Annotated in this window: 15 protein-coding genes and 1 pseudogene; all 16 read left to right on the top strand. The window is 62.4% G+C overall.

Annotated features, from left to right (window positions below):
• Nucleotides 1-215: pseudogene (locus UW3_RS27115) on the top strand (Fe-S cluster assembly transcriptional regulator IscR); the annotation flags it as partial.
• A gap of 42 nt (nucleotides 216-257) precedes the next feature.
• Entirely contained in the window at nucleotides 258-1,472 is a 1,215-nt protein-coding gene (locus UW3_RS0115705; protein WP_010223464.1) for an IscS subfamily cysteine desulfurase, read from the top strand.
• Nucleotides 1,473-1,518: 46 nt separating this feature from the next.
• Nucleotides 1,519-1,905, top strand: coding sequence for a Fe-S cluster assembly scaffold IscU (iscU, locus tag UW3_RS0115700; RefSeq protein WP_002552476.1), 387 nt, complete (start codon nucleotides 1,519-1,521; stop codon nucleotides 1,903-1,905).
• 28 nt (nucleotides 1,906-1,933) lie between these two features.
• Complete coding sequence (gene iscA, locus UW3_RS0115695; protein ID WP_010223463.1) at nucleotides 1,934-2,257, top strand: iron-sulfur cluster assembly protein IscA; 324 nt, start codon at nucleotides 1,934-1,936, stop codon at nucleotides 2,255-2,257.
• A gap of 8 nt (nucleotides 2,258-2,265) precedes the next feature.
• A complete protein-coding gene (gene hscB, locus UW3_RS0115690) occupies nucleotides 2,266-2,787 on the top strand; it encodes a co-chaperone HscB (protein ID WP_010223462.1) in 522 nt (173 codons plus the stop codon).
• Between the two features lie 42 nt (nucleotides 2,788-2,829).
• Nucleotides 2,830-4,692 carry a Fe-S protein assembly chaperone HscA gene (gene hscA, locus UW3_RS0115685; protein ID WP_010223461.1) on the top strand — a complete coding sequence of 621 codons (1,863 nt, stop codon included), beginning with the start codon at nucleotides 2,830-2,832 and terminating at the stop codon, nucleotides 4,690-4,692.
• A 3-nt stretch (nucleotides 4,693-4,695) separates the two neighbouring features.
• The gene (fdx, locus tag UW3_RS0115680) at nucleotides 4,696-5,037 is read left to right on the top strand and encodes an ISC system 2Fe-2S type ferredoxin (protein WP_010223459.1); all 342 of its coding nucleotides are present in this window, start codon (nucleotides 4,696-4,698) and stop codon (nucleotides 5,035-5,037) included.
• A gap of 14 nt (nucleotides 5,038-5,051) precedes the next feature.
• The gene (gene iscX, locus UW3_RS0115675) at nucleotides 5,052-5,252 is read left to right on the top strand and encodes a Fe-S cluster assembly protein IscX (RefSeq protein ID WP_010223458.1); all 201 of its coding nucleotides are present in this window, start codon (nucleotides 5,052-5,054) and stop codon (nucleotides 5,250-5,252) included.
• Nucleotides 5,253-5,342: 90 nt separating this feature from the next.
• Entirely contained in the window at nucleotides 5,343-5,768 is a 426-nt protein-coding gene (gene ndk, locus UW3_RS0115670; protein ID WP_010223457.1) for a nucleoside-diphosphate kinase, read from the top strand.
• 28 nt (nucleotides 5,769-5,796) lie between these two features.
• Nucleotides 5,797-6,942, top strand: coding sequence for a dual-specificity RNA methyltransferase RlmN (gene rlmN / locus UW3_RS0115665; RefSeq protein ID WP_010223456.1), 1,146 nt, complete (start codon nucleotides 5,797-5,799; stop codon nucleotides 6,940-6,942).
• A gap of 13 nt (nucleotides 6,943-6,955) precedes the next feature.
• Nucleotides 6,956-7,714, top strand: a complete 759-nt coding sequence (gene pilW / locus UW3_RS0115660) for a type IV pilus biogenesis/stability protein PilW (RefSeq protein ID WP_010223455.1) — start codon at nucleotides 6,956-6,958, stop codon at nucleotides 7,712-7,714.
• Nucleotides 7,714-8,760 (top strand): RodZ domain-containing protein, encoded by a 1,047-nt coding sequence (locus tag UW3_RS0115655; protein ID WP_010223454.1) that lies wholly within the window; start codon nucleotides 7,714-7,716, stop codon nucleotides 8,758-8,760. The genes pilW and UW3_RS0115655 overlap by 1 nt, the downstream gene beginning before the upstream one ends.
• A gap of 3 nt (nucleotides 8,761-8,763) precedes the next feature.
• Nucleotides 8,764-9,873: a flavodoxin-dependent (E)-4-hydroxy-3-methylbut-2-enyl-diphosphate synthase gene (ispG, locus tag UW3_RS0115650; RefSeq protein ID WP_010223453.1), complete on the top strand. Its 1,110-nt coding sequence runs from the start codon at nucleotides 8,764-8,766 to the stop codon at nucleotides 9,871-9,873.
• Between the two features lie 28 nt (nucleotides 9,874-9,901).
• Entirely contained in the window at nucleotides 9,902-11,191 is a 1,290-nt protein-coding gene (hisS, locus tag UW3_RS0115645; protein ID WP_010223452.1) for a histidine--tRNA ligase, read from the top strand.
• A gap of 72 nt (nucleotides 11,192-11,263) precedes the next feature.
• On the top strand, nucleotides 11,264-11,872 hold the full coding sequence (locus UW3_RS0115640; protein ID WP_174242319.1) for a tetratricopeptide repeat protein: 609 nt from the start codon (nucleotides 11,264-11,266) through the stop codon (nucleotides 11,870-11,872).
• Nucleotides 11,865-13,016, top strand: coding sequence for an outer membrane protein assembly factor BamB (gene bamB / locus UW3_RS0115635; protein ID WP_026001344.1), 1,152 nt, complete (start codon nucleotides 11,865-11,867; stop codon nucleotides 13,014-13,016). Before UW3_RS0115640 ends, bamB begins: the two co-directional genes overlap by 8 nt.
• Nucleotides 13,017-13,039 lie beyond the last annotated feature (23 nt).

Genomic DNA, 13,039 nt, shown 5'->3' with positions numbered 1-13,039 from the left:
AGGGCCTGGGTGATTGCCACGCCGGCGACACCTGCCTGACCCACCACCTGTGGTGCGACCTCAGCCAGCAGATTCACGAATTCCTCAGCGGCATCAGCCTGGCTGACCTTGTCCCTCGCCGTGAGGTACAAGAAGTCGCCCAGCGCCAGGACCTGCGTCGTATCGCAGGCCGGGCACCGCAGCTGGACAAGATTGAGACGTCCGCCGTCGAATGACCGTTTCGATGCGCGGCGCGACCGCCTGATAGGAGATATTCAATGAAGTTGCCGATCTACCTCGATTACTCCGCGACCACACCGGTCGACCCACGCGTCGCCCAGAAGATGAGCGATTGCCTGCTGGTCGACGGGAACTTCGGTAACCCGGCGTCGCGCTCCCACGTCTTTGGCTGGAAAGCCGAGGAAGCGGTCGAGAACGCCCGTCGCCAGGTCGCCGACCTGGTCAATGCCGACCCGCGGGAAATTGTCTGGACCAGCGGTGCAACCGAGTCCGACAACCTGGCAATCAAGGGCGTCGCGCACTTCTACAGCACCAAGGGCAAGCACCTGATCACCTCCAAGATCGAGCACAAGGCTGTTCTGGACAGCACTCGTCAGCTGGAGCGTGAAGGTTTTGAAGTCACCTACATCGAACCAGGTGCCGATGGCCTGATCACCCCGGCCATGGTCGAAGCGGCCCTGCGTGAAGACACCATCCTGGTGTCGATCATGCACGTGAACAACGAAATCGGCACCATCAACGACATCGCCGCCATTGGCGAACTGACCCGCGCCCGCGGCGTCATGTTCCACGTCGATGCCGCGCAGTCCACCGGCAAGGTCGAGATCGACCTGCAAAAGCTGAAAGTCGACCTGATGTCGTTCTCGGCGCACAAAACCTACGGCCCTAAAGGCATTGGCGCGCTGTATGTCAGCCGCAAGCCTCGCGTGCGCCTGGAAGCCGCCATGCACGGCGGCGGTCACGAACGCGGCATGCGTTCGGGCACCCTGGCCACCCACCAGATCGTCGGCATGGGCGAAGCCTTCGCCATCGCCAAAGAACTGATGGCCAGCGAAAACGTGCGCATCAAGGCCCTGAGCGACCGCTTCTACAAGCAGGTTGAAGGCCTCGAAGAGCTGTACATCAACGGCAGCATGACCGCGCGCATTCCGCACAACCTGAACCTGAGCTTCAACTACGTCGAAGGCGAGTCGCTGATCATGGCGCTCAAGGACCTGGCCGTTTCGTCCGGCTCGGCCTGTACTTCGGCTTCGCTCGAGCCGTCCTACGTACTGCGCGCCCTGGGCCGCAACGACGAACTGGCACACAGCTCGATCCGCTTCACCTTCGGTCGTTTCACCACCGAAGAAGAAATCGACTACGCCGCGCAGAAGGTTTGCGAGGCCGTGACCAAGCTGCGCGAATTGTCGCCGCTGTGGGATATGTACAAAGACGGCGTCGACATCTCCAAGATCGAGTGGGCTGCGCACTAAGTAGTCGCCGGCAAGAGCGGCTCTCTGATGAGGAAGGAATTGCACCATGGCATACAGTGAAAAGGTCATCGACCACTACGAAAACCCGCGTAACGTCGGCAAGATGAATGCCGAGGACCCGGATGTCGGCACCGGCATGGTCGGCGCCCCGGCGTGCGGCGACGTCATGCGTCTGCAGATCAAGGTCAACGAGCAGGGCGTCATCGAAGACGCCAAGTTCAAGACCTACGGCTGCGGTTCGGCCATCGCTTCCAGCTCCCTGGCCACCGAGTGGATGAAGGGCAAGACCCTGGACGAAGCCGAAACCATCAAGAACACCCAGCTGGCCGAAGAACTGGCGCTGCCGCCGGTGAAGATCCACTGCTCGGTACTCGCCGAGGACGCCATCAAGGCGGCCGTGCGCGATTACAAGCAGAAGAAAGGTTTGCTCTAAGGTCGCCTGTTGCAGGTAAGGAGTCTCGATGGCTATCAGCATGACAGAAGCCGCCGCCAAACATGTGCGGCGCTCCCTCGACGGACGTGGCAAGGGTGAAGGTATTCGCCTCGGCGTGCGCACCACCGGCTGCTCGGGCCTGGCCTATGTGCTGGAGTTCGTCGATCAGCCGGACAGCGAAGACCTGGTCTTCGAGAGCCATGGCGAGAAGGTCATCATCGATCCGAAAAGCCTGACGTACCTCGACGGTACCGAACTGGATTTCGTCAAGGAAGGGTTGAACGAAGGCTTCAAGTTCAACAACCCCAACGTGCGCGGTGAGTGTGGCTGCGGCGAAAGCTTCAACGTCTGAGGCTGCGCGTGGGTACTCCTTGTCATTTCGCCCTGTTTGACCTGCAACCTGGCTTCCGTCTGGATCTCGACAAGCTGGCCGTTCGCTATCGCGAGCTGGCCCGCGAGGTCCATCCGGATCGCTTCGCCGATGCCTCCGAACGTGAGCAGCGCATTGCGCTGGAGCGTTCGGCTGCGCTGAACGAGGCCTACCAGACTCTCAAGAGCGCGCCCCGGCGTGCACGCTACCTGTTGGCGATCGGCGGTCATGAAGTGCCGCAGGAAGTCACCGTCCATGATCCCGAGTTCCTGCTGCAGCAGATGCAGCTGCGTGAAGAGCTCGAAGACCTCCAGGACAGTGCCGACCTCGATGGCGTGGCCGTCTTCAAGCGTCGCTTGAAAACTGCCCAGGAAGCACTCAATGAGAACTTCGCCGCCTGCTGGGATGATGCTGCGCAGCGTGAACAGGCCGAGCGCCTGATGCGCCGCATGCAGTTTCTCGACAAGCTCGCCTACGAAGTGCGCCAGCTGGAAGAGCGCCTCGACGATTAACCCGGCGCTGCTTCTGGCGGCGCCCCTGGTATTCAGATAAGCATGGCCCTACTGCAGATCGCCGAACCCGGTCAGAGCCCCCAGCCGCACCAGCGTCGCCTGGCGGTGGGTATTGACCTTGGTACCACCAATTCCCTGGTTGCTGCCCTGCGCAGTGGCCGGAGCGAGCCCCTGCCGGATGCCCAAGGCCGGGTCATCCTGCCGTCCGCGGTGCGTTATCACGCCGACCGCATCGATGTCGGCCAGGGGGCCCGCGACGCAGCCTCCAGCGACCCGCTCAATACCGTGCTGTCGGTCAAACGCCTGATGGGCCGTGGCCTGGCGGACGTCAAGCAACTGGGCGAACAGCTGCCGTACCGCTTTGTCGGCGGCGAGTCGCACATGCCGTTTATCGACACCGTCCAGGGCCCGAAAAGCCCGGTGGAAGTCTCGGCCGATATCCTCAAGGTGCTGCGCCAGCGCGCCGAAGAGACCCTGGGTGGCGAGCTGGTCGGCGCGGTGATCACCGTGCCGGCCTATTTCGACGACGCCCAGCGCCAGGCCACCAAGGACGCCGCGCGCCTGGCCGGGCTGAACGTATTGCGCCTGCTCAACGAGCCGACCGCGGCGGCCGTGGCCTATGGCCTGGACCAGAATGCCGAAGGCCTGGTGGCCATCTATGACCTGGGTGGCGGTACCTTCGATATCTCGATCCTGCGCCTGACCGGCGGTGTCTTTGAAGTGCTGGCCACTGGCGGCGACAGCGCCCTGGGTGGCGACGACTTCGATCACGCCATCGCCAGCTGGATCGTCGAGCAGGCTGGGCTGTCCTCGGACCTCGATCCCGGTGCCCAGCGCCAGCTGCTGCAAACCGCCTGTGCAGCCAAAGAGGCCCTGACCAGCGCTGATGCGGTGACGGTTGCCTATGGCGGCTGGCAGGCCGAGTTGACTCGCAGTGCCTTCGATGCCCTGATCGAACCGATGGTCGCCCGCAGCCTCAAGGCCTGCCGCCGCGCCGTGCGTGACAGCGGCGTGGAGCTCGAAGAAGTCGCTGCGGTGGTCATGGTCGGTGGTTCGACCCGCGTGCCGCGTGTGCGCGAGGCTGTCGGTGCGCTGTTTGGCCGTACCCCGCTGACCGAAATCGACCCGGACCAGGTGGTCGCCATCGGCGCCGCTATCCAGGCCGATACCCTGGCCGGTAATCGCCGCGATGGTGGCGAACTGCTTCTGCTCGATGTGATTCCGCTGTCCCTGGGTCTGGAAACCATGGGCGGGCTGATGGAGAAGGTGATTCCGCGCAACACCACCATCCCGGTTGCCCGTGCCCAGGAGTTCACCACTTACAAAGATGGCCAGTCGGCCATGATGATCCACGTGCTGCAGGGTGAGCGCGAACTGATCAGTGACTGCCGCTCCCTGGCGCGCTTCGAACTGCGTGGCATTCCGGCGATGGTCGCCGGTGCCGCGAAGATCCGCGTGACCTTCCAGGTCGATGCCGATGGCCTGCTCAATGTCTCGGCGCGCGAACTGGGTTCGGGCGTTGAGTCGAGCATCCAGGTCAAGCCGTCCTACGGTCTGACCGACGGCGAAATTGCCCGCATGCTCAAGGACTCCTTCGAACATGCCGGTTTCGACAAGGTGGCGCGCCAGCTGCGCGAGCACCAGGTCGACGCCGAGCGCCTGCTCGAAGCGGTGCAGGGCGCCCTGGACGCCGATGGCGAGCGCCTGCTGGACGCCGAAGAGCGCCTGGCGATCGAGCAACAGATGCAAGACTTGCGTGATTTGATCACCGGCACCGATGGCGTGGCCATCGAGCAGCAGACCAAGCGTCTGTCGCAGGTGACCGATGCCTTTGCCGCCCGTCGCCTTGATTCGACGGTAAAAGCCGCTTTGGCCGGGCGCAACCTGAATGAGATCGAGGAATAACTGATGCCGCAGGTGATTTTTCTGCCCCACGAGAAGTTCTGCCCGGAAGGGCTGGTGGTGGAGGTGGAACCAGGAACCAACATCCTGGAGCTGGCCCACGAGCACCACATCGAGATGGAAAGTGCCTGTGGCGGCGTGTGTGCCTGCACCACCTGCCACTGCATCGTGCGTGAAGGCTTCGATTCGCTCGAAGAAGCCGACGAACTCGAGGAAGACATGCTCGACAAGGCCTGGGGCCTGGAGCCACAGTCGCGCCTGGCGTGCCAGGTGATCGTTGGTGAGCAAGACCTGACCATCGAGATTCCGAAGTACACGATCAACCTGGCCGCCGAAGCGCCGCACTGATTCAGGGAGCCATCATGAGTCTGAAATGGGTTGATGTACTTGAAATTGCAATCCAGCTTGCCGAAAGCAAGCCGGAAGTCGATCCTCGTTATGTGAACTTCGTCGATCTGCACCAGTGGGTGCTGGCATTGCCGGATTTCAGTGACGATCCGCAGCGTGGCGGCGAGAAGGTTCTCGAAGCCATCCAGGCGGCCTGGATCGAAGAAGCCGACTGAGCGCGCTCGGCAGGTTAGGCAATCCCCCGGAACCCGCGTATAATTCGCGGGTTTAATTTTTCGCTTCACTCAACGTTTCTGGAGTTTTCCATGGCTGTTCAACGTACTTTCTCGATCATCAAGCCTGACGCAGTTGCTAAAAACGTGATCGGCGAGATCACCACCCGTTTCGAAAAAGCCGGCCTGCGCGTCGTTGCTTCGAAACTGAAGCAACTGTCCAAAGCCGAAGCCGAAGGCTTCTACGCTGAGCACAAAGAGCGCGGTTTCTTCGGTGACCTGGTTGCTTTCATGATCTCCGGTCCTGTTGTTGTTCAGGTTCTGGAAGGCGAAAACGCTATCGCTCTGAACCGTGAGCTGATGGGCGCTACCAACCCTAAAGAAGCTGCTCCAGGCACCATCCGCGCTGACTTCGCTGAATCCATCGACGCCAACGCCGTTCACGGTTCGGACTCCGAAGCCGCTGCTGCTCGCGAAATCGCTTACTTCTTCGCAGCTACCGAGGTAACCACTCGCTAAGCGAAAGCTTACGGGTGAGGGTGAATCCATGACGACATCGACTGGCAAAACTAACCTGTTGGGGCTGACCCAGCCGGAAATGGAAAAATTCTTCGACTCTATCGGGGAGAAGCGTTTCCGTGCCGGTCAGGTAATGAAATGGATTCACCACTTTGGCGTCGATGATTTCGACGCCATGACGAATGTCGGCAAGGCCTTGCGCGAAAAGCTCAAGGCGGTTGCCGAGATTCGCGGTCCGGAAGTGGTCAGCGAGGACATCTCCAGCGACGGCACCCGTAAATGGGTGGTGCGCGTGGCGTCCGGCAGCTGCGTCGAGACCGTGTACATCCCCCAGGGCAAGCGTGGCACCCTGTGTGTCTCGTCCCAGGCCGGTTGCGCCCTGGACTGCAGCTTCTGCTCCACCGGCAAGCAAGGATTCAACAGCAACCTCACCGCCGCCGAAGTGATCGGCCAGGTGTGGATTGCCAACAAGTCGTTCGGCAGCATTCCCGCCACCATCGACCGCGCCATCACCAACGTGGTGATGATGGGCATGGGCGAACCGCTGCTGAACTTCGACAACGTGGTCGCCGCCATGCATTTGATGATGGACGACCTCGGCTACGGTATTTCCAAGCGCCGGGTGACCCTGTCCACCTCTGGCGTTGTTCCGATGATCGAAGAGCTGGCCAAGCACATCGACGTTTCCCTGGCCCTGTCGCTGCACGCGCCGAACGATGCGCTGCGCAACGAACTGGTGCCGCTCAACAAGAAGTACCCGCTCAAGGTATTGCTCGAGGCGTGCATGAACTACATGTCGCAACTGGGCGAGAAGCGCGTACTGACCATTGAGTACACCTTGCTCAAGGACGTCAACGACAAGCTCGAGCACGCCGTGGAAATGGCCGAGCTGCTCAAGAACGTACCGTGCAAGATCAACCTGATCCCGTTCAACCCGTTCCCGCATTCCGGTTACGAGCGCCCGAGCAACAACGCCATCCGCCGCTTCCAGGACCACCTGCATCACGCCGGTTACAACGTCACGGTGCGTACCACCCGTGGTGAAGACATCGACGCGGCGTGCGGCCAGCTGGTTGGCCAGGTAATGGACCGCACCCGTCGCAGCGAGCGCTATATCGCCGTGCGTCAGTTGAACGCCGACGCTGACGTGCAAGAAAGCGCCGCGCGTAACTAAAGAGAGGACCTCCATGACCCTGCGCTTCGCGCTGTCGATCCTGGCGCTCGCCCTGCTTGCAGGTTGCGTGTCCGGCGGGAGTTCGGACGCGCTGGGCAGTCGTGAAGGGCGCGAACAGGCGCGGCAGGCCTATGTGCAGTTGGGCCTGGGTTATTTGCAACAAGGTTTGACCGAGCAGGCCAAGGCGCCGCTGAAAAAAGCCCTCGACCTCGATAGCCAGGATGCCGCAGCCAATGCGGCCCTGGCTTTGGTGTTTCAGGCCGAAGACGAGCCGGAACTGGCCGAGGCGCACTTTCGCAAGGCCCTGGCCAGCCGCCCGGACGACAGCCGAATTCGCAACAATTACGGCAGTTTCCTTTATGCTCGTGGGCAATACGCCCAGGCGCAGCAGATGTTTGCCCAAGCGGCGGCCGATACCCTGTATCCTGAACGCTCCCGGGTGTTCGAGAACCTCGGCCTGACCGCGCTCAGGCAAGGCCAGCGCGCGCAAGCGCAGGAATACCTGGTAAAAGCTTTGCGACTCAACCAGCAGCAACCGCGCGCGTTGCTGGAAATGGCTGAGTTGTCTTACGAAGACAGGCATTATGTGCCGGCCCGTGACTACTACGATCGTTTCAGCCAGCTGAGCGACCACAGTGCCCGCAGCCTGCTGCTGGGCAGTCGCCTGGCCAATGTCTTCGAAGAACGGAACAAGGCCAGCGAGCTGGGCCTGCAATTACAACGACTTTATCCCGGTACGCCGGAATATCAGCAATACCTGTCGGAGCAATGATGAAAGCGGCGCATCCCGAAGCAGCAGCAGCGACTCGCGAAAATCCCGGTGAAATCCTGCGTCAGGCCCGCGAGAGCAGGGACTGGTCCCAGGCCGAAGTGGCTCGCAAGCTCAACCTCACCGTGAGTTCCCTGAACAATCTTGAAGCCGGCGCCTTCGACAAGCTGCCGGGGCATACCTTTGCCCGAGGCTACATCCGCGCCTATGCCAAGCTGCTGGACATGGATCAGGCCACTCTGGTGCAGGCCTTCGACCAGTGCACCGGTACCCACGCCCAGGGCAGCGACGTGCACGCCCTGGGCCGCATCGAAGAACCGGTACGCCTGTCGCACAATATCCTGCGCATCGTCAGCCTGGTGCTGCTGGTGGTGGTGATCGGCGGTGGCTTCTTCTGGTGGCAGGACCAGACCAGCTTGCGCGGCAAGGACCTGGCCAACATGGCCCTGGAGCACGTCGAAGTCGAAAGCGCCGACGGCACTACCCAGATTCACCCGCTGGACGAGCCTGAAGACCAGGCCGTGACCGCGGGTCAGCAACCGCAAAGCACGACGCTGAACCTTGAGCAGGCCTCGACGCCCGCCGAGCAGGCCGGCGCAGCACCAGCTGAACAAGTAGCGACTGAACAAGCACCCGCCGCGCAAGCACCGGCCAGCCCGGCTGCCGCACCTGCTGCCAGCGCTGCGCTAGCGCCAGCGGCTCCGGCGGCCCCGGTTGTGCCTGCTCCGGCGCCAGCCCCGGCTGCACCGGTGGTCAATAGCACGGTTGCCGCAGCACCGGCAGCACCTGCTGCTCCAGCCCCAGCTGGTAGCGGCCAGCTGCACTTGCAGTTCAACGCCGATTGCTGGACTTCGGTCACCGATGGCAACGGCAAGGTGCTGTTCAGCGCCATCAAGCGCAAGGGCGACAGCCTGGACCTGACCGGCAAGCCGCCATTCGCGGTCCGCCTGGGCTTTGCCCGTGGCGTGCAGGTCAGTTACAACGGCCAGCCTGTCGACGTTGCGCCGTTCACCAGTGGCGAGACCGCTCGCCTGAAGTTGGGACAATAAGTCATGCACGGCGAATCTCCGATCAAACGTCGCGAATCCCGGAAAATCTGGGTAGGTAATGTGCCTGTTGGCGGCGATGCTCCCATCGCGGTCCAGAGCATGACCAATACCGACACCAATGACGTGGCCGCGACTGTGGCGCAGATCAACCGCCTGGTCGATGCCGGCGTCGACATCGTGCGCGTCTCGGTACCGGACATGGACGCTGCCGAAGCCTTCGGCAAGATCAAGCAACGGGTCAGCGTACCGCTGGTCGCCGACATCCATTTCGACTACCGCATTGCCCTGCGCGTAGCCGAGCTGGGCGTTGACTGCCTGCGCATCAACCCGGGCAACATCGGTCGCGAAGACCGCGTGCGTGCGGTGGTCGATGCCGCCCGCGACCGCGGTATCCCGATCCGGATCGGCGTCAACGCCGGTTCCCTGGAAAAAGACCTGCAGAAAAAGTACGGCGAGCCAACCCCGGCGGCGCTGGTCGAATCGGCCATGCGTCACGTCGAGCACCTCGACCGCCTGGATTTCCAGGATTTCAAGGTCAGCGTCAAGGCCTCCGACGTGTTCATGGCCGTCGAAGCCTACCGCCTGCTGGCCAAGCAGATCATCCAGCCGCTGCACCTGGGTATCACCGAAGCCGGCGGCCTGCGCTCGGGCACGGTGAAATCCGCAGTGGGCCTGGGTATGCTGCTTGCTGAAGGGATTGGCGATACTATTCGCATTTCGCTGGCAGCTGACCCGGTCGAAGAGGTCAAGGTCGGCTACGACATCCTCAAGTCCTTGCACCTGCGTTCGCGTGGCATCAACTTCATCGCCTGCCCGAGCTGCTCGCGGCAGAACTTCGATGTGGTCAAGACCATGAACGAGCTGGAAGGGCGCCTGGAAGACTTGCTGGTGCCGCTGGACGTGGCAGTGATCGGGTGCGTGGTCAACGGTCCGGGCGAGGCCAAGGAAGCCCATGTCGGGCTCACCGGCGGCACGCCGAACCTGATCTACATCGACGGTAAGCCTGCACAGAAGCTGACCAATGACAACCTGGTCGATGAGCTGGAAAAACTCATCCGCCAGAAAGCGGCTGAAAAAGCCGAGGCCGACGCGGCGCTGATCGCCCGTGGCTGACTGACACAGAATTGTTAAGGGATTTTCCGTGAGCAAATCGCTGCAAGCCATCCGTGGCATGAACGATATCCTGCCCGATCAGACGCCGCTGTGGCGCTATTTCGAGAGCACCGTGGCCGGTCTGCTGGATACCTATGGCTATCGCCAGATCCGCACGCCGATCGTCGAGTTCACTGAGCTGTTCAAGCGCTCGATCGGTGAAGTCACCGACATCGTCGAAAAAGAGATGTACACCTTCGACGACCGCAACGGCGACTCCCTGACCCTGCGCCCGGAAGGCACCGCCGCCTGCGTGCGGGCTGTGCTCGAACATGGCATCAGCGGTAGTGGCCAGGTGCAGAAGCTCTGGTACATCGGCCAGATGTTCCGCCACGAGCGTCCACAAAAAGGCCGTTATCGCCAGTTCCACCAGATTGGTGTCGAAGTCTTCAACCTTGACGGTCCGGACATCGACGCCGAGCTGATCATGCTCACCTGGCGCCTCTGGGGCCTGCTGGGCATCCGTGACGCGGTCAAGCTCGAGCTCAACAGCCTGGGCACCAGCGAAGCCCGTGCCCGCTACCGTGACGCGCTGGTCGAGTTTCTCTCGGCGCGCCTGGAGCAACTGGACGAAGACAGCCAGCGCCGCTTGAAAAGCAACCCGCTGCGCATCCTCGACAGCAAGGACCCGAACACCCAGGCGGTGCTGGTCGACGCGCCAAAACTCGAAGACTACCTGGACGAAGAGTCCCGCGTGCACTTCGACGGCCTGAAAGCACGCCTGGATGCCGCCGGCATCCCGTTCGTGATCAACACCAAGCTGGTGCGTGGCCTGGACTACTACAGCAAGACCGTTTTCGAATGGGTCACCGACAAGCTCGGCTCCCAAGGCACCGTGTGTGCCGGTGGCCGCTACGACGGCCTGGTCGAGCAGATGGGCGGCAAGCCGACCCCGGGCGTTGGTTTCGCCATGGGCATCGAGCGCCTGATCCTGTTGCTGGAAACCCTTGAGCAGGTGCCGGAATCGATCAACCGCCAGGTCGACGTTTACCTGTGCGCCTTCGGCGAGCAGGCCGAGCTGGCTGGGCTGACCCTGAGCGAGCGCCTGCGTGACCGTCTGCCGAACCTGCGCCTGCAGGTCAACGCCGGTGCTGGCAGCTTCAAGAGCCAGTTCAAGAAGGCCGACAAGAGCAACGCGCTGTTCGCCTTGATCCTGGGGGACGACGAACTGGCGCAACAAGTGGTAGGTTTCAAGCCCCTGCGCGGTCAGGGCGAACAACAAAACATTGCCTGGGATGCTCTGGCAGAGCACCTGGAAGCCTCGCTCGCGCAGGCGTGAGGCGAGTCAACAGCCGATTTGGTGAAAAGGAGTATTGGGGTGTCGAGTACCGATGATGAACAACTGGTCGCGATGAAGGACTGGTGGGACCGCAATGGCAAGCCGCTGGTAACCGGTGGCCTGCTGGCGCTGGTCGTGGTGTTCGGCTGGCAAGCCTGGCAGAAATACCAGACCAACCAGTCGCAAGGCGCCTCGAACCTCTACCAGGCCCTGCTGGAGACTACCCTGACGCCAACTGGCGAGCCTGACGCGGCCAAGGTCGCCGAGCTGTCCGGCAAGCTCAAGAACGAATTTGGCGGCTCGGCCTATGCCCAGTACGCCAGCCTGTTCGTGGCCAAGGTGGCCGTCGAGAGCGGCAAGCTCGATGACGCCGCCGCCGAGCTCAAGCTGGTGATGGACAAGCCGGCTGACGCAACCTTGGGCGAAATCGCCCGTCAGCGCCTGGCCCGTGTCCTGGCTGCGCAGAAAAAGGTTGAAGAGGCGCTGAAGCTGCTCGAAGGCGATGCCGACCAGGCCTTCCTGGCCAGCCGCGAAGAGCTCAAGGGTGACCTGCTGGTACAACTGGGCCGCGCTGGCGAAGCCCATGCCGCTTACGAAAAAGCCAAGGCCGCGCTGTCTGACGACGCCGCGATCGGTGGCCTGCAACTCAAGCTCGACGACCTGGCCAAAGGGGATGCGTGACGTGATCGGTTGGAAACATGCAGCAGTGCTGACCCTGGCCCTTCTGGCCGTGGGTTGCAGCAGCAACAGCAAAAAGGAATTGCCGCCGGCCGAACTCACCAAGTTCACCGAAGAGGTGGTCCTCAAGAAGCAGTGGAGCCGCTCGATCGGTGACGGTCAGGGCGAGACCTTCAACATGCTGGTGCCGGCGATCGAAAACGACCGCATCTATGCCGCCGATGTCACCGGCGTGGTGATGGCGCTGGATCGCAACAACGGCGACGTGGCCTGGAAGAAGGACCTCGAACTGCCGGTGTCCGGCGCCGTTGGCGTCGGTTACGGCATGGTCATGCTCGGTACCCTCAAAGGCGAAGTGATTGCCCTGGATGCCAGCACCGGTGAAGAACGCTGGCGCTCGCGCGTTACCAGTGAAGTACTGGCTCCGCCGGCCACCAACGGTGACGTGGTGGTGGTGCAGACCCAGGACGACCGCGTGATCGGCCTGGACGCCAGCACTGGCGACCGTCGCTGGATCTACGAAAGCACGCCAGCGGTACTCACCTTGCGTGGTACCGGCGCGCCGATCGTGACCAACCGTCTGGCCGTTGTCGGCCTGTCGACCGGCAAGGTGATTGCCCTCGACACCCAGAACGGCGTGCCGGTCTGGGAGCAGCGCGTGGCCATCCCGCAAGGTCGCTCGGAGCTTGACCGGGTGGTGGATATCGACGGCGGCCTGCTGCTGTCCGGCGGTACCCTGTACGTTTCCAGCTACCAGGGCCGCGTCGCCGGCCTGGACCTGGAGAGCGGCCGGGTACTGTGGCAGCGTGATGCTTCCAGCTACACCGGTGTGGCCCAGGGCTTCGGTAACGTCTACGTGAGCCTGGCTTCGGGCACCGTGGAAGGCATCGACGAGCGCTCCTCCAGCGCGCTGTGGAGCAACGACTCGCTGGCACGCCGCCAGCTGTCGGCGCCGGAAGTGTTCTCCAGCTATGTGGCGGTGGGTGACCTGGAAGGTTACCTGCACCTGCTCAGCCAGGTCGATGGTCGTTTCGTCGGTCGTGAGCGTATCGACAGCGATGGCCTGCGCGCCCGTCCGTTGGTGGTGGGTGACACCATCTATGTGTACGGCAACAGCGGCAAGCTCGAGGCGCTGACCATCCGCTGAGGCTATGCTTGAGGCCATGCCGG

Origin of the sequence: Pseudomonas donghuensis, from assembly GCF_000259195.1 — a bacterium.
GTDB classification, from domain to species: Bacteria; Pseudomonadota; Gammaproteobacteria; order Pseudomonadales; family Pseudomonadaceae; genus Aquipseudomonas; species Aquipseudomonas donghuensis.
This window is presented reverse-complemented; position numbering and strand designations above follow the sequence as displayed.

Coding starts and splice junctions, on each gene's coding strand:
- UW3_RS0115655 (WP_010223454.1), top strand. CDS start 7,714: ATGAAAGCGGCGCATCCCGAAGCAGCAGCAGCGACTCGCGAAAATCCC.
- UW3_RS0115640 (WP_174242319.1), top strand. CDS start 11,264: ATGAAGGACTGGTGGGACCGCAATGGCAAGCCGCTGGTAACCGGTGGC.
- bamB (WP_026001344.1), top strand. CDS start 11,865: ATGCGTGACGTGATCGGTTGGAAACATGCAGCAGTGCTGACCCTGGCC.
- ndk (WP_010223457.1), top strand. CDS start 5,343: ATGGCTGTTCAACGTACTTTCTCGATCATCAAGCCTGACGCAGTTGCT.
- UW3_RS0115705 (WP_010223464.1), top strand. CDS start 258: ATGAAGTTGCCGATCTACCTCGATTACTCCGCGACCACACCGGTCGAC.
- iscX (WP_010223458.1), top strand. CDS start 5,052: ATGAGTCTGAAATGGGTTGATGTACTTGAAATTGCAATCCAGCTTGCC.
- rlmN (WP_010223456.1), top strand. CDS start 5,797: ATGACGACATCGACTGGCAAAACTAACCTGTTGGGGCTGACCCAGCCG.
- ispG (WP_010223453.1), top strand. CDS start 8,764: ATGCACGGCGAATCTCCGATCAAACGTCGCGAATCCCGGAAAATCTGG.
- fdx (WP_010223459.1), top strand. CDS start 4,696: ATGCCGCAGGTGATTTTTCTGCCCCACGAGAAGTTCTGCCCGGAAGGG.
- hscA (WP_010223461.1), top strand. CDS start 2,830: ATGGCCCTACTGCAGATCGCCGAACCCGGTCAGAGCCCCCAGCCGCAC.
- iscU (WP_002552476.1), top strand. CDS start 1,519: ATGGCATACAGTGAAAAGGTCATCGACCACTACGAAAACCCGCGTAAC.
- iscA (WP_010223463.1), top strand. CDS start 1,934: ATGGCTATCAGCATGACAGAAGCCGCCGCCAAACATGTGCGGCGCTCC.
- pilW (WP_010223455.1), top strand. CDS start 6,956: ATGACCCTGCGCTTCGCGCTGTCGATCCTGGCGCTCGCCCTGCTTGCA.